We start from the raw sequence: 21,924 nt of genomic DNA, 5'->3' as shown, positions 1-21,924 counted from the left end.
CGATGACCAACATTTGATCATCACTACTCATCATCAAGAGGGACCATTTTAGTATTGCCGCCATGCACCTTCTCACGCTGTTTCTGAACCAGAGCATAGAAACCCGGGATCAGGAATGTACCCGCAAGAAGCACACATAACAGGCCGCCAATCAGGGAAATGCCCAAAGAGTTCTGACTCACATGCCCGGCGCCAGCCGCAAAAATCAATGGGAAAATACCCAAGATAAATGACCACGACGTCATGTTTACCGCTCTGAAGCGCAATGTACCACCCTTCACCGCCGCACTCTCGATGTCCGCATCTTTTTCTTCGCGTTCTTGTTTAGCGAACTCCACAATCAAGATCGCGTTCTTCGCGGCTAAGGCTATCAGCAGAACCAGACCAATCTGCGCATACAAGTTCAACGGCGTTCCAGTTAAGTTCAGTGCGAGGAAAGAACCGAGTGTTGCAACTGGCACGACGAGAATAATAGCCAGCGGGATACTCCAGCTCTCATACTGTGCCACCATGAACAGGTAAATGAAGATCAGTGCCAATGCAAAAGCATAGATAGCCTGATTGCCAGCCAGCACTTCCTGATAAGCCATACCCGTCCACTCATAGGTGTAACCTTGAGGCAGAACCTCTGCCGCGACACGCTCCATGGCTGCGATCGCGTCACCACTCGAATAACCCGGTGCTGGTTGGCCTTGAATAATCGCGCTGCGGTACATGTTGTAGCGCCATGCAACATCTGGCTCAAACACCTGCTCATAACTAACCAGTGTGCTTAGCGGAACCATATCTCCACCAGCCGTACGCACGTGGAAACGTTCTAAGTCCTGCATACTACTACGATGTTGGCTGTCCGCTTGCATGGTCACTCGGAAGTTCTTACCAAACATGGTGAAGTCATTCACATACAAACTGCCTAAGTTGCCTTGCAGTGTCTGGAAGATTGAAGACAGTGAAATACCGAGTTGCTGCGCCTTTTCACGATCAATATCAACGTAGTAATGCGGCACGTTGGCACGGAATGTACTGAAGGTATAAGCAATTTCCGGCGCTTGGTTTGCCGCCTGAATCATCTCACCCATCACCATGGACAAGTCGGTACGGCTGCGTCCCAAGGTATCTTCCAACACAAATTCAAAGCCCGACGCTGCTCCCATACCCGGAACCGCAGGAGGCCCCATCGCAAACACTACTGCCTGTGGTAATTTCATCGCAGCAAGACCGTTGATACGGTTAGCAATGCTATTGGCAGAGTGGTCTCCGTCTAAGGCGTTTCGCGTCTCCCAGTCGTGCAATTTAATGAACATCGAAGCGCCATTTGAAGCAGCAGCTCCCGTCATGAATGAATAACCGTTTGCGACAGTCACCCCGTCAACACCAGGTTCCTGTTCGACCATTTGCATCAGCTCACGCGTTACTTCTTCAGTACGAGACAATGACGCAGAATCTGGTAGTTGAACATTCACCAGCAAGATCCCTTTATCTTCCTGAGGAACAAATGCTGTGGATGTTGTCTTGGCAAAGAAAGATACCGCCGCAACTGCAACAACAAAGAAAGTCACGAGCAACAGTGATTTCTTCACCAGGAAGACTGCAACCTGACCATAGCCTTGGGTCACACGCTCTAGACCACGGTTAAAGGCCTGGAACCAGTTTGCGGTATTGCCACCACCTTGCTTTAGCACCAATGAACATAACGCTGGAGAAAGCGTTAACGCATTAATCGATGAAATCACTACCGAGATACAGATAGTCAGCGCGAACTGACGATACATGATGCCAGTAATGCCCGGAAGCATTGCCACCGGAAGGAACACGGCAAGAAGCACTAAGGTTGAGGTAATGATTGGCCCAGTTACCTCTTTCATCGCAAGCAGAGTGGCTTTACGCGGTGAAATGGTTGGATCCTTCGCCATGGTTGTATCCACGTTTTCGATAACCAAGATAGCGTCATCCACCACGATACCAATCGCAAGAATCAAACCAAACAGAGTAACCGTATTAATGGTAAAGCCTGTTACTTGCATGATGGCAAACGTACCGATCAGCGACACAGGAATCGCGACCACCGGAATCAACGTGGCACGCGCACTGCCTAAGAACAGATACGTAACAGCGATAACCAATAAAATCGCTTCTATCAGTGTTTTGACGACCCCCTTAATTGACTCAGAAACAAACACCGTTGTGTCATAACTGGTTTCGTACGCCATACCCTCTGGGAAGTCTTTACTCAAACGCTCAAGCAGTTCCATTACCGCTTGGCCACTTTCCAGCGCATTGGCATCTGACTGAAGGGACAACGCAACGATAGACGCGTCTTGACCACGGAACTGACCATTACCGTCGTAGAACTTTTTACCCAGTTCTACTCGTGCGACATCTTTTAAGTAAACGGTTGAACCATCGGAATTGGCACGAAGTACGACATTTTCAAACTCGCTAACACTCTCCAAACGGCCTTTTGTCACTAGGTTGAACTGTACTTCTTGCGGGTTATTGTATGGCGCGGCGCCTACTCGACCAGCCGCGACCTGAACGTTTTGCTCGGCCAACGCAGAATACACATCTGATGTTGTCAGCTTGAGATTGGCCATTTTTTCAGGGTCCAACCAGACTCGCATCGCGTATTCACCGCCGCCAATCACGTTAACTTCACTGATCCCTTTAGCTCGCGCAAGCTGATCTTTTACATTCAAGTTAATGTAGTTGATCAAGAACTGGTCGTCATACTTGCCGTCTGGAGAATAGAAGTTCAGCACCATCAGAAGATCAGGCGAACGCTTTTTAACCGTCACGCCTACCATGCGTACTTCTTGTGGTAATTTGGATTCAATCTGCGACACTCGATTCTGAACGTTAACTTGCGCCATGTCGGGATCGGTTCCAACATCGAAAGTAACGTTCAAACTGTAAGAGCCATCGTTGGCACTTTTCGAAGACATGTAAATCATGTCTTCTACACCGTTCACCGAGGTTTCTATCGGGTCGGCAATCGCTTGTTCGACAACTTCAGCACTTGCTCCGGTGTAGTACGCCGACACGCTAACTGAAGGTGGGCTGATTTGTGGGTATTCTGCAACTGGCAGGATGGCTAATGAGATAGCCCCCACCAAGGTCAAAATAATGGAAATGACCAGAGCAAACTTAGGTCTTTGTATAAAGAAACGACTTAGCATTCTGCCCCCTACTGCTTATCTTCAGTCGGAGTTTGAATACTCACTTCTACGCCATTGCGAACACGCTGTAAGCCCTGTGTGATCACCGAATCGTTTTGATCCAGACCATCACGAATAATGATCCCTTGCTCTACTTGCGGCCCCAGCACAACGTTACGTCGCTCAGCCACATTACCTTCGGTGGTGATCATTACAAAGTCTCCCTCCAGATCCGTTTGTACCGCGCGACGTGGCACGACAATCACATCTTTTGTGTTCTTATCGCGCAAGTTCACTTTGATGTGCTGACCCGGCAATAGCTTATGATCAGGGTTGGTGACAATCGCTCGCATCGCAATCGTGCCAGTTTGGGTGTTAATGCGGTTACCCAAGAAATCGAGTTGCCCTAAGTGCTCAAAGAATTCTCCATTTTCCAGCTCTAGCTGTACTTCTACATTACTGGATTCCGCGGAGCCATCCCCTTTTACTTTGTCCATACCCATCGCCAGACGTTCGCGCTCACTGACACTGAATGAGGTGTGAACGGGATCAAGGCTAACTAATGTGGTCAACACCCCTGATGATGGAGAAACCAAATCACCAGTACTTACTTTGGTATCACTAATACGGCCGCTAAATGGTGCACGAATCTGGGTATAAGAGAGGTTAACCTCCGCTAATTTCAACTGGGCGTTAGCTGCTTCAAGTTCCGCTCTGGCACCTAATAGCGCCGCAGTCAGAGCGTCAAACTCTGACTGAGAAATACTGCCGCGAGGAAGCAAGTTTTTCCCGCGTTGGTGATCAAGTTCTGCTTTCTTAAGTGCCGCTTTAGCCTGCGCCAATGCTGCTTTCGCACTTGCTACCTGAGCTTCAAAAGAAGAAGGCTCGATGGTATAAAGCAACTGGCCTTTTTCTACCATTTGCCCTTCGTCAAAATGACGCGCTTTCAGATAGCCTGAGACTTGAGCGGTAATATTGGTATCTTCTACCGCTTCAATTCGGCCGATATACGACTTGCTTGGTTGATAGTCGATAACAATGACATCCTGTGTCACAACGAGAGGAGCCTGACTCCCTCCCTGGGTATTTTTCACTTCTCCGCATCCTGCAAGGATAGTAGTGGCCGCTATTAGTGCGACAAGTGTTTTCTTTTGCATGTATTTACCATTTTTATGGAACAGGATATTATTAAAAAACCCTTCAACCTTACCGTCTGTAGAGTGCGAATTCTCCTACATAAATTATGCAAATCGTTTCTAATTGTAATTAAATGAAACCAAGTAAAATTAACGTGATGCGATGGAAATTTTTTTATGATCTTTATTAATCCTGAAGTATGAAAATCCATCAAACATCAACGCAGTGTATGACTACTTTTCTCTCCTCCTTCACCAACATCTAGAGCCTGTCGACCAGACTCCCTTACCTGACAGAACGATGAAAAGTGAGCAATTAAGCGTCAGCACTCGTTTTTTGACTATTTTTTACAACAAAATGAGTTATCATTTCGATATTTCAAAGCCTTCGATCGAGAGGATGTACATGATTTCTAAATGGGCGAAACGTTTTTACCAAATGGCCGAGTTGGTGGCGTCTTGGAGTAAAGATCCCTCCACACAAGTAGGTGCAGTAATTACTAAGCAAAACCGTATCGTTTCTGTTGGCTTTAACGGCTATCCACACGGGGTTTCCGACAGCGTGGATACCGATGAGCGAGAACTCAAATACTTAAAAACACTGCATGCAGAAGAAAACGCTATTCTGTTTTCTAAGCGTGATTTAGACGGCTGTGACATTTGGGTCACGCATTTTCCGTGCCCTAACTGCGCGGCAAAAATTATTCAGACTGGCATCTCACGCGTACATTGCCCAGAGCAATCAGAAGATTTTCTGTCTCGCTGGGGAGATAAGATTCAGGTGAGTCAAGATATGTTCGATCAAGCTGGCGTAGAAGTGGACTGGCTGCCGTTAGAAGAAATCGAAATTGAAGGAACAGACGTTCGTTAACCTTCATTTAAAGTAACACTAAAAACAAAACAGCCCAGATATCGTCTGGGCTGTTTCTATTTGTTCGCGGCAGTTACTATCACTTTTGGTATTTCTTCGCCGTCAGCTCTGCAATTTTGGCGATCACCAATACCGATTTTTCCATCATTTCTACTGACACGAATTCATGGATACCATGAAAGTTAAATCCGCCAGTAAAGATATTTGGGCAGGGTAGCCCCATAAACGACAAACGAGCCCCATCGGTTCCGCCTCGTATTGGTTTAATCAGAGGCTCAACATCACATGCTTCCATCGCTTGCTTTGCAAGGTCGATAATATGCGGATAAGGCTCGACCATCTCACGCATGTTGTAGTAACTGTCTGTGATTTTGATTTCTACACAACCATGTTTCAGACCGGCGTTCATCTCATCGACGAGCTGACGCATAAAAGCTTTACGACTTTCTAAACCTTCTCGCTCAAAATCACGAATAATATAGCTCAGCTCACTATGAGCAATGCCAAGGCTGCCTGATTTAAGGTGGTAGAAGCCTTCATAACCTTCTGTGGTTTCGGGCGTTTGATTTTCCGGCATCTGAACCTGAAATTTGGCCGCCAGGTTCATCGCGTTGACCATCTTTCCTTTTGCGGTTCCGGGGTGAACGCTGACTCCGTGAAAAACAACGTCAGCGGTCGCTGCATTGAAATTCTCATATTCAAGTTCACCTTGAGGACCACCATCAACGGTGTAAGCCCATTGTGCACCAAACTTTTCAACATCGAATTTATCAGCACCCCGACCGATCTCTTCATCGGGCGTGAATCCAATGCAAATATCGCCGTGAGGAATATCAGGGTTTTCAATCAGCATCGCAATGGCCGATAATATCTCCGCGATGCCTGCTTTATTATCTGCGCCCAAAAGGGTCTTGCCATTGGTCGTGATTAGGTTGTGACCATGAAGCTGATGCAAATCAGGGTATTGAACAGGTGATAACACTTCGTCACCGAGCCCCAGCGCAATATCGCCCCCCTGATAGTCTTCCACAAACTGAGGCGAAACATTTTTACCGGACGCATCTGGCGCAGTATCCATATGCGCGATAAAACCGATAGCGGGCACATCGTAATTCACATTAGAAGGTAACCTCGCCATAAGGTAACCATGGTCCGTTAAAACAACATCATTTAAGCCGAGGTTAATCATTTCCTGTTTTAAATGTTGTGCAAAAACGAGCTGCCCCGGACTACTTGGACAGGTCGTCACTTTGGGGTTTGATTTGGTATTGAACGTGACGTAGTGAAGAAATCTTTCAACTAAATGCTTCATAATTATTCTCATTACTCTAGGCTTCTTAGCATGTTACGCCCAACGTAGAATAAGAACTTGCTTTGAATCATTTTCTATTTAAAAACAGAGCTAATCCTACCGTTCAATCGAGAAGCTCCTGTGCTAACTCACGCCACTGAGCAACCTCGCCGCGAAAATGGTTCCACTGCTTTTCCGTCATGGACTTAGAGAGCGAAAGGGTGAGTTGGTCCACCAGCGCGAGATTGTGATCCATATTTTGAGATAGTTGGTCACTATAAAAACTTTCTGGCTCAAACATTAATTGCATGAACACTTTCTGATAAATAACACTGTTGGATTTATTGTCGAACATATATTGGAGCTCTTGATATATTGATGCTCGATAATTACGCCATAAAGGGCTATTGAGAATAACTTGATTAGAAAATTGCGTCACATAGCGTTGTTGATCATCATTTAGCTCTCCTATCCATTCTGTCACCCACTCTTCCGTATTTTCAAAAACAATCTTTCTCACTTCCTTTTCTGTCTTATCCGCATATTTAGCGTTTCTCTTCTTATAGTCCTTTCGTACGTTAAGTAAAAACTCACCTTGCTGCTGCGGCGTTAATAACAAGCTCAATGAGAACAATTCGGGCGCGACCTTACTAATAATGCGGTTATAATGCTCTCGGAATCTTTCTCGGCTTTGCTGTAAGTAATTTAACGTAATATCTTCCTCTGTCATGGTTTCCATTTCCTTTAAATGGTCGACATAACGAGGCAGCTCTTCTTGCTTGTGCCACTCTGCTAAGAATAACAACCGCTCTTCTAGCAAACTTTCTTGCTCTTGGTTGAGTGTGACATAATCGTCCAGATATTCGAGGACAAACCAATCTAAATTGTTATAGAAAAACTTTTTAGTACAACCAGCCAGGACAAAAATGGAAATCAATATAAGGCTGTACCGAAGTACTTTATTAGATACGTCATGTAATTTAATCACTTACCGAATTCCCTTTTCTTTTGTTTACCCTCTATAATCAGTGGTATCACTTAATATTGCGGCAAACTTACCTTGATGTGACAAATATTTGTTGTCACCCTAATAGAATATAGAGTTTGAAAAGAACTTTTTGATCACTACTATCCGCAAAAAAGTGAATTAGAGCGTATTGGTTGGCTAAAAAACAAATCGAATAGCGCTCCCTAAACGGCATATAATTTGCTTGAATAATTCTAGGATAGTTTATGGAGGCTAAGTATGGCTGCCGTTGAGCAACTTGATAACTGTGTAGAATATGAAATTCTATATTTTGAACAGGGAAGAATGTTCCGCATGATGGTTGACGCCGAGAACAAAGACTCGGCTTATGAATTTTATTTAGGATGTGGGAAGCATATTAGCGACTTGTACTCTATTCGCCCAGATTATTGAAAATCCACCTCTATGCATAATAGAGGCGGGTTTGATCATTGCTACTTGCTATCGCCAAAACGTTCTAAATAGAGAACAGTAGCCGCTGTGCGAGAAGGGACTTTTAGTTTTTTGAGCAAACTCTTCATATGCACTTTGACTGTCGACTCTGAGATGAATAGACGGTCTGCAATTTGTTTGTTTCGAAACCCTTTCGCCACTTCTTTGAGTATTTGGCTTTCACGTTCGGTTAACGCATCAAATACGTCTTCTTGCTCGCCGCGCTCACTAAGATACTTTGCTACTTCCTGACTGTATGTTTTGTCACCACTATGAGCCTGCTTCAAAAGCTCTACTAGCTCATCTGGCTCAGTATCTTTAAGCAAGTACCCATCGGCACCAGTGCGAACAATCGCATCAATATCCGCCGGGCTATCCGAGACCGTTAAAATAACAATGCGCGCTTCACACCCGTCAGCTCGCAAGGCTTTCAGCGTATCCAAACCAGACATTCCCTTCATATTGAGGTCAAGAAGCACTAAATCCAGTTCCAATTCATGCGCTTTAGCAACAGCGTCCGCGCCGTTACTCGCTTCTGCAACAACTTCAAACTCTGGCTCGAAACTTAAAAGTTGTTGAATACCACGTCGCATTAGTGGATGGTCATCCACCAGCATTACTTTACACGCTGTCAATGTTTACTTCCTTACTATGTTGGAATTCTAGTGTTACGGTACAACCATTGTTTTTCGACGCGACTACATAAAGATCTGCATGCAGTCTTGTTGCTCGCTCTTGCATGATACTCATACCGTAATGATTAATTTTTTGGTCTTGATGATCAAAACCTACTCCGTCATCTTCTATTGTTACGGTGATCTTGCCGTCACAATCTAGGCACTGAATAACAATATTATCCGCCTGTGCATGCTTTATCGCATTCAGGGTTGCTTCTCTGATCAATTGCAGTAAATGCACCTGTTGATGCGCATCTAATTCTGTTGAAGAAAGACGGTTGTTTAAGGATATCTTAGTCGCCGTTTGTTCATTTAATGTAGCAACCATTTCTTGTAATGCCTGCCCAAAACTCCCCTCCTTTATTGTTAATCGGAAGGTTGTGAGTAGCTCTCTTAACTGAGTATACGCAGCCGATAACCCCGTATCCAGCTCAGCAATCACCTGATTCGCTTGTGATATTGCCTTTTCATCCGGCAAATTTTTCACGCTTCTCTTAAGCAAAGCGACTTGAATTTTCAGGTAAGAGAGAGCCTGAGCCAGTGAGTCATGCAGTTCACGCGCGATGGTAGCCCGCTCTTCCATCAACAATATTTGTTCCGCTTGTCGCTGAGCTCGATTGTAATAAACTGCTCGGGAAAGAATCTGTACAAAGTTTTCAATTAGCGTTTCATTTGGGCAAGGCAGCCCTGCCTTCCAATACAAGTACCCTAAGTGCTCTCCATCAAGTACGAGCGGATCTGCGTGGCACGCTTCATCGCAGTCATGGCAGCACTCTTCCCCCTCGGCAAGAATCCAATTTGGCTCCCCCACCTGCTCGATCTCGAGCTTAACCGCCTTAATACCTTCCAGACTAGCAAGGTGCTGTAAAATAGCCTGAAAATTATCCTGGCCGATTCGTGAAGCCGTCAGTTCTTTTGATGAATCATAAAGCACTTCGAGAGACTGGTTCGCCTGCTGCAATTTACGAGTTTTTTCGTCAACCGCTTTTTCTAACCCTCGGTAGAGTTTGCCAAGATCGGTAGCCATACGGTTAAAAGTACGTGTTAGTATGCCCATTTCATTATTGCTTTGAACTTCAAGCGAAATATCAAAGGTGCGGTTTTTAATCCGCTCACTCGCGACGACCAAAGATCGCAACGGTTTAACCACTTCGCGGCGGACAAAGAGAACCACAAAGACACTTGCGCACAGAATCCCGCCAAGACCAAGGCCACCGACCCACGCTAAGTTGATCAACTTTTGTTCTGAAAAGCTTTGCAGCTTAAACACAAACGCATCAATCTGCGCAACGAACCCCGCAACCAACATTTGATAGTCGCTCGGATCCTCTCGCTTCAGAACTAATTTGAGTTCATGCCATCGAGCAATTAATCCGTAATAGTCTTGGGTAATGTCTTCAGGTACTGACCAGTTTTGCAACGCTTTCATCGAAGGTGAATAAATCGAACGCTCAAAAGTTTCAATATGATCCGAGTAATCTAGCGACTGGATTTGAATATCATTAGCCAACCGATAACTCTGCATGCGCATTGACCCTGCAACGTTCACCGCTTCAGCATCGTTAAGGCTAGACGCGAGCGTGAAAATAGCGAATCCAGTGGTAGCAATCGATAACAGCAGAATGATCAGCATTGCAGATGCAATCGTCCCAGTTACCGACTTTTTCACATTTTTAAACAATCTGAATTCCTTACTTTATTGTCCGACTGGCTTATGCAGTGAGCCCGTGACGCTTCAGCGTCCTCAATATGTGATCACTCGCGACAGAATTAATTGATCTAAAACAATATTACCCCCCAATTAACCCCTTGGAGGTATTTATACGAATATGTCAAAAACTACAATTTCGTTAGCGTTAATGACAGTTTATTAATGAAAATTGTGGGCTAAGCTTATTTGAGTACCAAATTTTAAGATGAACATCCGCATTGAGGTGGTTAAGTGGTAAACCTTTCAAGAAGAAGACTCTTTGCAAGAAAAACGCACACCAATGATGCAGTACGCTTACCTTGGTTATCACAACCTGAGCAGTTTACAGATGGTTGTACTCGATGCGGTAAGTGTATCGATGTCTGCGAAACTAAAATTATAACTAAAAGTGACGGCAGCTTCCCTTCGGTCGACTTTAGCATTGATGAATGTACGTTTTGCTATCAATGCGCAGATGCCTGTCCCGAACCACTATTTTTAGCAGAAACAGAGCAACCTTGGCAGGCAAAAGCACAAATAAATGACAACTGTTTAGCAAAACAAAACGTTGAATGCCGCAGCTGCGGTGATATGTGCGACCCAATGGCGATTCAGTTCAAATTGGAGCTTGGGAAAGTAGCGCAACCAAATTTAAACCTTGATGAATGTAACGGATGTGGCGCATGTGTCTCTGTGTGCCCTACTTCATCCATCAATGTGAGCAATATAACAGCCTGATCCGTACACATAGAAAGGCAATAACTGAGAGAACGATATGTCTCTAAATGAAGTGCATATTTCAAGTTTGGTAGTACACGTACTGCCTGAGCATCTGGATGAGATCAAGGCCCAGATCGAAGCGTATGAAAACGCCGAGATATACGGTGACAGTCCAGAAGGCAAAATCGTTGTGGTGCTGGAGACCGAAAACCAGGGATTCATTACCGATACTATCGATGCGATTAATAATTTACCGAATGTCTTAAGTACCGTCTTGGTTTACCACCAAATTGAGACTGAACTTGAACAAACAGATAACCAAGACACTGGAACACAACATTCCCAAATTGAGGGTGAAGTATGAAAATGACAAGACGTGCGTTTGTGAAAGCAAACGCGGCTGCATCGGCTGCTGCTGTAGCAGGTATTACATTACCAGCCTCTGCCGCAAACCTGATTGCCAGCTCTGACCAGAGCAAAATCACATGGGACAAAGCGCCTTGTCGTTTTTGTGGTACAGGTTGTTCTGTTCTAGTTGGTACGCAAAATGGCAAAGTGGTCGCTACACAAGGTGACCCAGAAGCGCCGGTAAACAAAGGCCTGAACTGCATCAAAGGCTATTTCCTGTCTAAAATCATGTACGGTCAAGACCGTCTGACACAGCCATTGCTGCGCATGAAAGATGGCAAATACCACAAAGATGGCGAGTTTACGCCAGTTTCTTGGGATGTCGCTTTCGATACGATGGCTGAGAAGTGGAAAGCATCGCTAGAGAAAAAAGGCCCAACTAGTGTCGGTATGTTCGGTTCTGGTCAATGGACCGTAATGGAAGGCTACGCTGCAGCAAAAATGATGAAAGCAGGCTTCCGTTCAAATAACATCGACCCGAACGCACGTCACTGTATGGCTTCTGCGGTAGTTGGCTTCATGCGCGCCTTTGGTATTGATGAGCCGATGGGATGTTACGACGACTTCGAGAACGCAGATGCATTCGTTCTTTGGGGTTCTAACATGGCAGAAATGCACCCTGTACTGTGGACACGTATTACTGACCGTCGCCTGAGCCACCCTCATGTTCGAGTTAACGTCCTTTCTACCTACTACCACCGTTCATTTGAGCTGGCGGACCATGGCTACATTTTCAATCCTCAGTCTGACCTTGCGATCGCTAACTTCATCGCCAACTACATCATCGAAAATGACGCGGTAAACTGGGACTTCGTTAACAAGCACACCAACTTCACTCAAGCAGACACCGATATTGGTTACGGCTTACGTGATGACGATCCGTTACAAAAAGCCGCCAAAAATCCAAACTCAGGCAAACTGACTGCTATCTCTTTTGAAGAGTACAAAAAGTCTGTTGCTCCGTACACCGTTGAGAAAGCATCGGAAATCTCTGGTGTAGAAAAAGAGAAACTGATCGAACTTGCGAAGCAATACGCGGATCCAAACACAAAAGTGATGTCACTTTGGACTATGGGTATGAACCAGCATACTCGCGGCGTATGGATGAATAACCTGGTTTACAACATCCACTTGCTAACCGGTAAAATCGCGACTCCGGGTAACAGCCCATTCTCATTGACTGGTCAACCATCAGCTTGTGGTACTGCGCGTGAAGTGGGTACCTTTGCTCACCGTCTGCCAGCAGACATGGTAGTAGCAAACCCTAAACACCGTGAAATCGCAGAGAAGATCTGGAAACTGCCTGAAGGTACGATTCCACCAAAACCAGGCTTCCACGCGGTTCTTCAAGACCGAATGCTAAATGACGGTGTATTGAACTGTTACTGGGTTCAATGTAACAACAACATGCAGGCAGGTCCGAACATTAACACTGAGCGTCTTCCTGGTTACCGTAACCCAGAAAACTTCATTGTAGTGTCTGACCCATACCCAACAGCGACTGCGCAAGCGGCCGACTTAGTACTTCCTACCGCAATGTGGATTGAGAAAGAAGGCGCTTACGGTAACGCAGAACGCCGTACTCAAGCCTGGTATCAACAAGTTGGTACGGTAGGCGAAGCGAAATCGGATCTATGGCAAGTCATGGAGTTCGCGAAACGCTTCAAAATGGAAGAAGTATGGCCAGAAGAGTTACTCGCAAAAGCACCTGAATACCGTGGTAAAACCATGTATGACATGCTGTTTAAAAACGGTCAGGTCGACAAGTTCCCTGTCGAAGAAGCACGTGAACTAAACGACGATTCTCATCACTTCGGCTACTACGTTCAGAAAGGCCTGTTCGAAGAATATGCTACCTTTGGTCGCGGTCATGGCCATGACTTAGCACCTTACGATGTTTACCACACTGTACGCGGCCTACGCTGGCCTGTGGTTGATGGTAAAGAAACGCAATGGCGCTTTAAAGAAGGCTCTGATCCATACGCGAAAGCAGGCTCTGGTTGGGACTTTTATGGCAACGCAGATGGTAAAGCGAAGATCATCTCCGCGCCATACGAAGCGCCACCAGAAATGCCAGATTCCGAATACGATTTATGGCTATGTACAGGCCGTGTTCTTGAACACTGGCACACTGGTACCATGACTCGCCGTGTTCCTGAGCTTTACAAAGCGGTTCCAGATGCGGTGTGCTACATGCATCCTGAAGATGCGAAAGCACGTAATGTTCGTCGCGGCGAAGAAATACTGATCGCCAATAAACGTGGTGAAGTACGTGCACGTGTAGAAACGCGTGGTCGTAACCGCCCTCCACAAGGTTTGGTATTCGTACCGTTCTTTGATGCTCGTATTTTGATTAACAAGTTAATCCTTGATGCAACTGACCCACTGTCAAAACAGACAGACTTCAAAAAGTGCCCGGTCAAAATCACTAAGATTGCTTAACCCTTCAGATATCGAATAAAACGGCCGCCCACGCGGCGGCCTGAAAAAGAACTTAAGCCTTAAAGGCGGAGAAGAAACGATGAAAAAATTACTTGTCGCACTTTTATCTGTAGGTGCTTTGGTGACAGGCATTGCACAAGCTGAGTTAAACAACCCAGGTGGTACTGGTGGACTAGAATCTTTGCGTGGCATGTCTCAACTTGAAGATACTCGCCCTGCTGACGAGTTTAAAGACTTCCCAAAAGATCAAATCGTTGAGGATAGCTTTGTTTATCAGCCACCGCTGATTCCACATAGTATTCGTAACTATGAGGTGTCTTTAAACGCGAATAAATGTCTTGCCTGCCATAGCTGGAAAAATGCGAAAGACTCAGGCGCGACAAAAATCAGCGTAACCCATTATGTTAACCGTCAAGACGCTGTGCTTGCCGATGTCTCTCCTCGTCGCTTTTTCTGTTTGCAGTGTCACGTTCCGCAAACGGATGCGAAGCCATTAGTGGAAAACGAATTCCAAGCTGTAGATTCGCTTCAGTAAATGAAACGCGAGTGCTAAGAGGTTACTTATGAAAATACTTAAAGCGTTTTGGAATAGACTGAAGAGCCCAAGCAAAGCTGCCGCTGGTGTGGTTTTATTCCTCGGTTTTGCTGGCGGTCTGCTGTTTTGGGGCGCATTTAACACGGGAATGGAAGCGACAAACACCGAAGAGTTCTGCTCTGGTTGCCACGCGCCAATTGTTGCTGAGATCAAAGAGACTATCCACTACTCAAACCGCTCTGGGGTACGAGCGATTTGTTCAGACTGTCACGTTCCGCATGAGTGGACAGATAAGATCGTACGTAAAGTTCAGGCTTCAAAAGAGTTGTTTGCTCACTATGTTTTGCGCACTATCGATACGCCAGAGAAATTCCAGGAACGTCGTGGACATTTGGCAGAACGTGAATGGGCTCGTATGAAGAAAAACGACTCTTTAGAATGTCGTAACTGCCACGAGTTCGACTATATGGACTATTCACAACAAGGCTCTCGTGCTTCTGCTCAACACTCTACAGCGTTGGCTTCAGGCGATAAAACCTGTGTAGATTGTCATAAAGGTATCGCACACAAATTACCTGATATGCACGGCGTAGAAGGCTGGCAATAAGGAGAACTGACCATGAGTACACTCGAATCTGTGATTTGGCACATCCTTGGATACAGCGCAATGCCAGTAATCATCTTGTCTGGCTTTGTTGGCGTCGCTGCCGTTTCTCTATGGGTGTTGTCGCTGGGTAAAGACAAGAACCTGTAATCCAAACAACGCAATGCATGGATACCCGAAAGCAACCATGTTCCAAACTTGTTCATGCATCAACCATTAAACAGCGCTGGGATAATCTCAGCGCTGTTTTGTTTTACGCCGGACCAGATAAAAAAAAGCGACCACGAGGGCCGCCAAGAGTATCGCCAAAATAATAATGCGGAAGGAAACATAACCATTTAAGGTCATTTCACAGGCAATACCTGTTTAACGTAGGTTCCCGGCGCTTCATCAATCACAGGATTGTTTTCAGAGCCAACAGGGAATGGTTCAACCTGCTCTTCTGGATTGAACTGAAGTAGCCATTCGTTCCAATGCGTCCACCAGGACCCATCTTTACGTTCAGCACTGCTTAGCCATTCCTCTGCAGAGTCTTCTAGCGTATCGTTCAACCAATAGCCGTACTTGCCCTTAGACGGTGGATTGACAATACCTGCTATGTGCCCAGATTCACCTAGTACAAACGTCTTGTTACCACCCGTGTTCAGAGCGCCACGGTACGTGCCTTGCCATAGTGCGATATGGTCTTCTTTGGTTGATACAAAGTAGCTTGGGATTTTAATCTTATTCAGATCCATCCAAACGCCGCCGATTTTCACGCCTTTATCTTGTATCAGTTTGTTTTCCAAATAGAGCTCTCGAAGCAGGAAGTTATGCGCGGCAGCACTCACGTTGGTACTATCGCTGTTCCAGTACAACAGGTCGAAATCTACCGGACTATTGCCTTTCAAGTAATTGTCCACATAGTAGTTCCAGTACAAGCTGTTCTCACGCAACAAACTGAATGTCACACTTAAAGAACGGCCATCCATGTAACCTTTCGCGTTGTTCTGTGCTTCAATCGCACTGATGATGACATCATTAATGTAGGCCCCCACTTCTCCCGGCTGAGAAAAATCCAGAAGCGTCGTAAAGAAGGTCGCGGATTTAATGCGTTTCTTCATGCGCTTCGCCGCATAGTAGGCAACAGTACTTGCAAGAACGGTCCCGCCGATACAGTAACCAACTGCATTGACTTGCTCTTGACCAGTAATGTCTTCAATCGCTGCGACAGCTTTTACCACACCTTCAGTAACATAGTCGCCAAACTCAACGTTCGCTTGCTCTTTACCGGGATTACGCCAGGACATCATAAATACAGTGTGTCCTTGCTCCAGCAACCAGCGAACCATCGAGTTCTTCTCGGTGAGATCAAGAATGTAGTACTTGTTAATGAACGGCGGTACGATCAGCAATGGCGTTGCATTCACCTTTTCCGTCACCGGACGGTATTGGATCAGCTCAAACAGTTCATTTTTGAAAACCACATCACCTGCCGTGGTGGCGACATCTTCACCAACACGGAAAGCATTGTTGTTGGTCATACGGATTTTTAAAATATCCGCGCTCGACTCAACGTCTTCCTTAAACTGCTCTAAACCTACTAATAAGTTTTGACCGTTTTGTTCAAGTGTCAGTTTTAAAAGCTCTGGATTGGTCGCAATGAAGTTAGATGGGGAGAGGGCATTGATGGCTTGGCGGGAAAAGAAAATAATTCGCTCTTTTGCCTTCTCATCTAAGCCTTCTAATGACTCGATGGTGTCCAAGTACGTTTTACTGAACAAAAGGTAAGATTGCTTGATGAAGCTATACATCGCCTCATTTTGCCAATCCTCATGAGAGAAACGCTTATCTCCCCTTTCTGCTTCTATTGTTTGCGTCTTGTTACCTGCCAGAACAACGTTCTGCCAGATTTGCAGTTGTTGCTCCCACCATTCAGCTTGCAGCTTAAGAATAGCAGCAGGTTGATTGGCAGCTTGTTCAAACAGTTTGGCAGTGTCCTCAAAGTTCACTTCTTGCATAGCCTTGTTCAAAGGAGAATTCACGACTGCCTTGTTGACTTCGAAATCATGCCACCATTGTTGATTGGTTTCCTGAAGCTTTACAAGATAGTCCGAAAAGAAGTGTTGAAACATAGTCTTACTCCTATATTCGGAAAAAACAACGCCGCCCAAATCGAGGGGCGGCGAGAATCGGACAAATTACGCTGGAGTAACAGTCTTAAGATTTTCCGAAGTCATTTTCTCAACGTCTTCTTTGAATTCTTTTGCGATAGCTTGCAGCTTGTTGCTGTCATCCATCATTTGTTGAGAAAGCTTAGTCAGTACGCTTAGCTGCTGGCTATTGAACGCAGTCAAAGAAGTCACGTCTTTGATTTCTGACGCTGCTTTCATTTGCGTAATACCCATTTCACTGTACGTACGCATCGCGTTAAGTTGAAGCTCAGTTAGTACTTCAACGTTTTTAGTCACAAGCTTGTTAAACTTCAAGTAAGGTTCTAGCGTTTTTTCTGTTTGATCGCTGAATGTTTTGAAAAAATCAGTGTACATGGTGTATCTCCTAGATAAATGAATATAAATGTCCGTTTAAAAAAATTACTTAATTGCTTTTAGAATGACAGCTGTCCCCATACCGCCACCCACACACAGTGAAGCTACACCGTATTGGGCGTCCTGCTTATGAAGTTCGTGAACTAAAGTGACCAGAATTCGGTTGCCAGAGGCACCAAGTGGGTGACCTAATGCAATCGCACCGCCATTAAAGTTTGCTTTATCTTGAATCGAACTGACTGGAACTTGGTTTGTTTCCGCCAACTGATGAATCACCCCAAGAGCCTGAGCGGCAAAGGCTTCATTCAGCTCGTATACATCAATATCCTGAATATTAAGCTCTGCTTTCTTGAGCGCTTTATTCACTGACTCGACTGGCCCTAGCCCCATGATCTTTGGATCGATACCTGACTGCGCATAACTGACAACCTCAGCCAGAGGTGTCAAACCATGAGCTTGAACCGCGCTTTCTGATGCCACGATGATCGCACTCGCACCATCGTTGATTCCTGATGCATTACCCGCTGTGACTGTACCTTCACGGTCAAAGGCCGGGCGAAGCTTGCTCAGGCCTTCAAGTGTCGCGTTTGCCTTAGGGTATTCATCTGTATCGAAAATAATCGTTTCACGGCGCTGAGTTACTTCAACCGGTACGATTTCATCTTTGAATTTGCCTGCTTCAATCGCGGCAACCGCTTTCTGTTGGCTGGCTAAAGCATACGCGTCTTGCTGCTCGCGGCTAATGCCCACTTCCTTTGCCACATTTTCCGCAGTCACACCCATGTGGTACTGATTGTAAATGTCCGTTAGGCCATCGGTGATCAACAGATCTTTCAGTTCCATATTGCCCATTTTATTCCCATCGCGGACGCTACTAGGAACGATGAACGGGATTTGAGACATCACCTCAACGCCTGCAGCAACAACCACTTGAGCATCACCGCTGCGAATGTGAGAAACCGCATCCATCACGGTTTTCATGCCACTACCACAAACCATGTTGACGCCATACGCTGGTACAGACTCCGGAATACCCGCAAATATTGCTGCCTGACGACCTACGCCCATCCCTTGGCCAGCACTAACGACGTTACCAACAATCACTTCATCAATCTTGTCGCTTCCGAGATTTGCAGCTTCAAGCGCCCCTTTAATTGCGACTGCTGCCAGATTGCCTGCTGAAGTATTTTTTAAACTTCCACCAAATGCGCCAATAGGTGTACGCTTTGCTGCTACGATATAAACTTTTTCCATCATCTCTATCTCTATCCTTAGTGCATGTAAAGGCCGCCGTTCACCGACAGTGTTTCGCCGGTGATGTATGCGCCTGCATCACTCACTAAGAAGCTAACAGATGCTGCAATTTCTTCTGGTGTCGCTAAACGCTTCATTGGAATCTGATTAGTAATCGATTCCAACACTTCTGGCTTCATTTGCTCTACCATTGGTGTCCCTGTGTATCCTGGAGCAATCACATTAACGGTAACGCCTGAACGTGCGCCTTCAAAAGCCAATGCCTTAGAGAAGCCGATCATGCCTGCTTTCGCAGCCGAGTAATTTGCTTGACCAAACTGCCCTTTCAGACCGTTAACCGACGAGATATTGATGATGCGCCCGCTACCTTTTTCACACATTGCTGCAAAAATTGGTTGAGTAACGTTGAACAAGCTATTCAGGTTGGTATTGATTACATCGTTCCAAGCTTCTGCGGTCATCTTCTTAAAGACGCCATCACGAGTGATACCTGCGTTGTTGACAACAACATCAAGCGTCCCCTCTTCTTGAAGCAAAAGGGCTAGCGTTTCTGCACACTGAGCAGTGTCGGTAACATCTAACTCTAAAAGGCGAACCTGATCTTTGGTAAACCCTTTGCTGTTAAACCACTCCAACGCACACTCATAGTTGCCAGTGTTGTAAGTAGCGATGACACGATAGCCATCGTTGACGAGTTGAGAGGAAATTGCGGAACCAATTCCGCCTTTTGACCCGGTGATCAAAGCGACTTTATTCATTGACGACTCCATTCTTTATCGGAAAATAAATCAAACTACTAATTACAAAATCTAATTGTTTAATAATTTATTCGGCAGAAATCCTTTAACGCCTTTTATTTTAATTTAATCCATAAGTATTACATTTCAAATAATACTATAGTCTATTTTCGTATTATTGATTTAGATCTCACAAACAATGAAAGGTTAAATAATTGTTAAATAATTAGCAATTAAATATAAGTCATTGTTTTAAAATGAAATTAAATCGTAGACAAACTCAAACGAAAACCACAAAAAACCATAAAAATCAATAATTTATAAAAACAAGAACAAATTACACCATTTAGTGAAATAAGATCATATTTAATATTTACCAAGAGTTTTATAAACAAAAAATAGAGTATTAGTTCAAAATTAATTATTGATTATATTAATGTAAACGTTTAACACGTTTAAAACAGCCTCTTTAGTATCGTAATTAAACTTGGAATATGAACTGTAAAAGAGAACTATTACTAATAATTAATTTATAACTATAACAATCAAATTAAAACCTTCGCTCCGAGCTGGTGCAAGCGCACTAATATGACGCGCTGATTAAACATTGATGTATTTTACTTTAATATAATTAATTGAGTTCAATAATATAAATATAAAAGTGATTAAAAGTTAGTAGTAGCATCTGTAACGACTTTGCACTATCTTTGTGAGTCGTCCTTTTATTAGCTAATCGATACCACCTATGAATATGACATTGCTTAGTATGTTCATCCCTACCTTCTTTTTCGTCTCTATTACGCCAGGGATGTGTATGACACTTGCACTCACGTTAGGAATGAGTGTCGGGTATCGCCGCGCATTGTGGATGATGATGGGTGAGCTCGCAGGGGTTGCCCTTGTGTCGATCTCAGCAGTGCTGGGCATAGCGGCAATTATGCTTAATTATCCGTGGTTGTTTATCGTCCTTAAATTTATCGGCGGCGCCTATTTGCTTTACCTAGGCATTGAAATGTGGCGCTCCCGAGGCAAACTAGCAATCAATCTAGAGACAGAATCCGCCTTGCCTCAGGGCAACTGGAATTTAGTCATTCAAGGTTTCGTAACTGCGATTGCGAACCCAAAAGGCTGGGCTTTTATGATTTCTCTACTCCCACCATTTATTGATCAGAATGCTGCACTTGCGCCTCAATTGGCCGTTTTAATTTCCATTATTCTGATGTTTGAATTCATTTGCATGTCGCTTTATGCAACGGGAGGAAAAGGCTTAAAGCGTGTATTAGGTCATTCAAAAAATGTACGTCTTATGAATCGCGTCGCTGGCACTTTGATGATGGGTGTTGGAGTTTGGCTATTAATGAGTTAATGGTATAGCGCTAACTTCTGATAGCGCTCTAATAGCGTTCCCAAATAGTTTCTCTGTCTCCCACAATAGTATTTCCATTCCCATGAAATAAAAAACGCCACTTCAGAACGAGTGGCGTTTTTCTCTTAGCTATAAACACAAATATGCATTAAGGCGCAGTGTCAATCTCTACCGGCAAATAATGTTTTGGCTCCAATTTCAATCGCTCTGGTAAAACGGTACCAATTGAAATAGACGACCAAGTGCCAGATAGAACACCAATAAACATAGCAGTAGAAAATCCGGCCAACGCAGCTCCACCCATGATCCACAATGCCCCGACTGTGATTAATGTGGTTCCGGATGTCACCATGGTACGAGAAAATGTCGCAATGACAGCTTGATCATTGATCTCTTCTGTTTTCCAGCTCTGCTTCGCGATGAGCAGCTCTCGAATTCGGTCAGCGATGATGATCGAGTCATTGAGAGAGTAACCAAGAATCGCCAAAATTGCGGCAAAAACGGTGAGGTTAAATTCCATCTGAGTAATCGCAAAGAAACCTAATACAAGCACCACATCGTGTGCGAGGGCGAATAATGATCCGCTGGCTAAACGCCATTCAAAGCGAAAACATAAGTAAGCCAGGATGGTTAATACCGAAACAAGCAGCGCGAGACCACCTTGCTCAAACAGATCCTGACCAACTTGCGCCCCAACGATACTGTTACTGACCACATCGACCTGATGCGAAATTGGCTTTAATACATCCGCAACACTTGGTAGCTCTTGGCCTTGTTCTGGCGCTGAATAACGGATAACCCATCGACCTTCTTCTCCAGAACGTGTCACAGATGTCGATTCACCCAATTCAGGCTGTAATGCACTGAGCAAATCTTGATTGGTTAACTGCTTGTCTATTTTAACTTCTGTCACCATCCCGCCAGTAAAATCGAGGCCCAGGTTTAACCCTCTCATCCCTAATGCGGCTAGCGCAATCACAGTTAAAATTAGTGAAACTAAGGTAGTAAAGTAGCGAATTTTACGAATATGCTGCTGTAATATTTTGACCAT

Annotated in this window: 20 protein-coding genes; 9 read left to right on the top strand and 11 right to left on the bottom strand. The window is 44.9% G+C overall.

Going from position 1 to position 21,924, the window contains the following annotated elements; genetic code table 11:
* Nucleotides 1-23 precede the first annotated feature (23 nt).
* Nucleotides 24-3,176, bottom strand: a complete 3,153-nt coding sequence (vmeZ, locus tag L9Q40_RS04170; protein WP_498792193.1) for a multidrug efflux RND transporter permease subunit VmeZ — start codon at nt 3,174-3,176, stop codon at nt 24-26.
* Nucleotides 3,177-3,184: 8 nt separating this feature from the next.
* Complete coding sequence (vmeY, locus tag L9Q40_RS04165) at nt 3,185-4,312, bottom strand: multidrug efflux RND transporter periplasmic adaptor subunit VmeY (protein WP_498792191.1); 1,128 nt, start codon at nt 4,310-4,312, stop codon at nt 3,185-3,187.
* A gap of 385 nt (nt 4,313-4,697) precedes the next feature.
* Between vmeY and L9Q40_RS04160 the strand changes: the two genes are divergently transcribed.
* Nucleotides 4,698-5,162 carry a dCMP deaminase family protein gene (locus L9Q40_RS04160; protein ID WP_014233800.1) on the top strand — a complete coding sequence of 155 codons (465 nt, stop codon included), beginning with the start codon at nt 4,698-4,700 and terminating at the stop codon, nt 5,160-5,162.
* Between the two features lie 79 nt (nt 5,163-5,241).
* Here the strand turns inward: L9Q40_RS04160 and pepT are convergent, their stop codons facing one another.
* Nucleotides 5,242-6,474 (bottom strand): peptidase T, encoded by a 1,233-nt coding sequence (gene pepT, locus L9Q40_RS04155; protein ID WP_118120627.1) that lies wholly within the window; start codon nt 6,472-6,474, stop codon nt 5,242-5,244.
* A gap of 103 nt (nt 6,475-6,577) precedes the next feature.
* Nucleotides 6,578-7,441 carry a DUF6279 family lipoprotein gene (locus L9Q40_RS04150; protein WP_498792186.1) on the bottom strand — a complete coding sequence of 288 codons (864 nt, stop codon included), beginning with the start codon at nt 7,439-7,441 and terminating at the stop codon, nt 6,578-6,580.
* Between the two features lie 258 nt (nt 7,442-7,699).
* Between L9Q40_RS04150 and L9Q40_RS04145 the strand changes: the two genes are divergently transcribed.
* Nucleotides 7,700-7,873 (top strand): hypothetical protein, encoded by a 174-nt coding sequence (locus L9Q40_RS04145; protein ID WP_014233797.1) that lies wholly within the window; start codon nt 7,700-7,702, stop codon nt 7,871-7,873.
* Between the two features lie 41 nt (nt 7,874-7,914).
* On the opposite strand, the gene L9Q40_RS04140 is transcribed toward L9Q40_RS04145, so the two are convergent.
* Both L9Q40_RS04140 and narQ read right to left on the bottom strand, forming a co-directional pair.
* Nucleotides 7,915-8,529, bottom strand: a complete 615-nt coding sequence (locus tag L9Q40_RS04140) for a response regulator (RefSeq protein ID WP_020334165.1) — start codon at nt 8,527-8,529, stop codon at nt 7,915-7,917.
* 4 nt (nt 8,530-8,533) lie between these two features.
* A complete protein-coding gene (gene narQ / locus L9Q40_RS04135) occupies nt 8,534-10,270 on the bottom strand; it encodes a nitrate/nitrite two-component system sensor histidine kinase NarQ (protein ID WP_498792184.1) in 1,737 nt (578 codons plus the stop codon).
* A 261-nt stretch (nt 10,271-10,531) separates the two neighbouring features.
* On the opposite strand from narQ, the gene napF reads away from it, so the two are divergent.
* The 6 genes from napF (at nt 10,532) to L9Q40_RS04105 (ending at nt 15,138) form a co-directional block, all read left to right on the top strand.
* Nucleotides 10,532-11,017 (top strand): ferredoxin-type protein NapF, encoded by a 486-nt coding sequence (napF, locus tag L9Q40_RS04130; RefSeq protein ID WP_498792182.1) that lies wholly within the window; start codon nt 10,532-10,534, stop codon nt 11,015-11,017.
* Nucleotides 11,018-11,054: 37 nt separating this feature from the next.
* Nucleotides 11,055-11,363 (top strand): chaperone NapD, encoded by a 309-nt coding sequence (locus L9Q40_RS04125; protein ID WP_014233793.1) that lies wholly within the window; start codon nt 11,055-11,057, stop codon nt 11,361-11,363.
* Nucleotides 11,360-13,849, top strand: coding sequence for a periplasmic nitrate reductase subunit alpha (napA, locus tag L9Q40_RS04120; RefSeq protein WP_020334163.1), 2,490 nt, complete (start codon nt 11,360-11,362; stop codon nt 13,847-13,849). The genes L9Q40_RS04125 and napA overlap by 4 nt, the downstream gene beginning before the upstream one ends.
* Nucleotides 13,850-13,928: 79 nt before the next feature.
* Nucleotides 13,929-14,384, top strand: a complete 456-nt coding sequence (locus tag L9Q40_RS04115) for a nitrate reductase cytochrome c-type subunit (RefSeq protein ID WP_014233791.1) — start codon at nt 13,929-13,931, stop codon at nt 14,382-14,384.
* Nucleotides 14,385-14,412: 28 nt separating this feature from the next.
* On the top strand, nt 14,413-14,991 hold the full coding sequence (locus L9Q40_RS04110; RefSeq protein ID WP_014233790.1) for a NapC/NirT family cytochrome c: 579 nt from the start codon (nt 14,413-14,415) through the stop codon (nt 14,989-14,991).
* Nucleotides 14,992-15,003: 12 nt separating this feature from the next.
* A complete protein-coding gene (locus L9Q40_RS04105; RefSeq protein ID WP_014233789.1) occupies nt 15,004-15,138 on the top strand; it encodes a TIGR02808 family protein in 135 nt (44 codons plus the stop codon).
* A 194-nt stretch (nt 15,139-15,332) separates the two neighbouring features.
* Here the strand turns inward: L9Q40_RS04105 and phaC are convergent, their stop codons facing one another.
* From phaC to L9Q40_RS04085, 4 genes are all read right to left on the bottom strand, one after another.
* Nucleotides 15,333-17,102, bottom strand: coding sequence for a class I poly(R)-hydroxyalkanoic acid synthase (gene phaC, locus L9Q40_RS04100; RefSeq protein WP_014233788.1), 1,770 nt, complete (start codon nt 17,100-17,102; stop codon nt 15,333-15,335).
* Between the two features lie 66 nt (nt 17,103-17,168).
* Nucleotides 17,169-17,516: a phasin family protein gene (locus L9Q40_RS04095; RefSeq protein WP_014233787.1), complete on the bottom strand. Its 348-nt coding sequence runs from the start codon at nt 17,514-17,516 to the stop codon at nt 17,169-17,171.
* Between the two features lie 45 nt (nt 17,517-17,561).
* The gene (locus tag L9Q40_RS04090) at nt 17,562-18,770 is read right to left on the bottom strand and encodes an acetyl-CoA C-acetyltransferase (protein WP_031779209.1); all 1,209 of its coding nucleotides are present in this window, start codon (nt 18,768-18,770) and stop codon (nt 17,562-17,564) included.
* Between the two features lie 17 nt (nt 18,771-18,787).
* Nucleotides 18,788-19,528, bottom strand: coding sequence for an SDR family oxidoreductase (locus L9Q40_RS04085; RefSeq protein WP_014233785.1), 741 nt, complete (start codon nt 19,526-19,528; stop codon nt 18,788-18,790).
* A 724-nt stretch (nt 19,529-20,252) separates the two neighbouring features.
* On the opposite strand from L9Q40_RS04085, the gene L9Q40_RS04080 reads away from it, so the two are divergent.
* The gene (locus tag L9Q40_RS04080) at nt 20,253-20,873 is read left to right on the top strand and encodes a LysE family translocator (protein ID WP_024372999.1); all 621 of its coding nucleotides are present in this window, start codon (nt 20,253-20,255) and stop codon (nt 20,871-20,873) included.
* Nucleotides 20,874-21,021: 148 nt separating this feature from the next.
* On the opposite strand, the gene secF is transcribed toward L9Q40_RS04080, so the two are convergent.
* A complete protein-coding gene (secF, locus tag L9Q40_RS04075) occupies nt 21,022-21,924 on the bottom strand; it encodes a protein translocase subunit SecF (protein ID WP_498792178.1) in 903 nt (300 codons plus the stop codon).

Source organism: Allocatenococcus thiocycli (assembly GCF_921292965.1).
Taxonomy (GTDB): Bacteria; Pseudomonadota; Gammaproteobacteria; order Enterobacterales; family Vibrionaceae; genus Vibrio; species Vibrio natriegens.
This window is presented reverse-complemented; position numbering and strand designations above follow the sequence as displayed.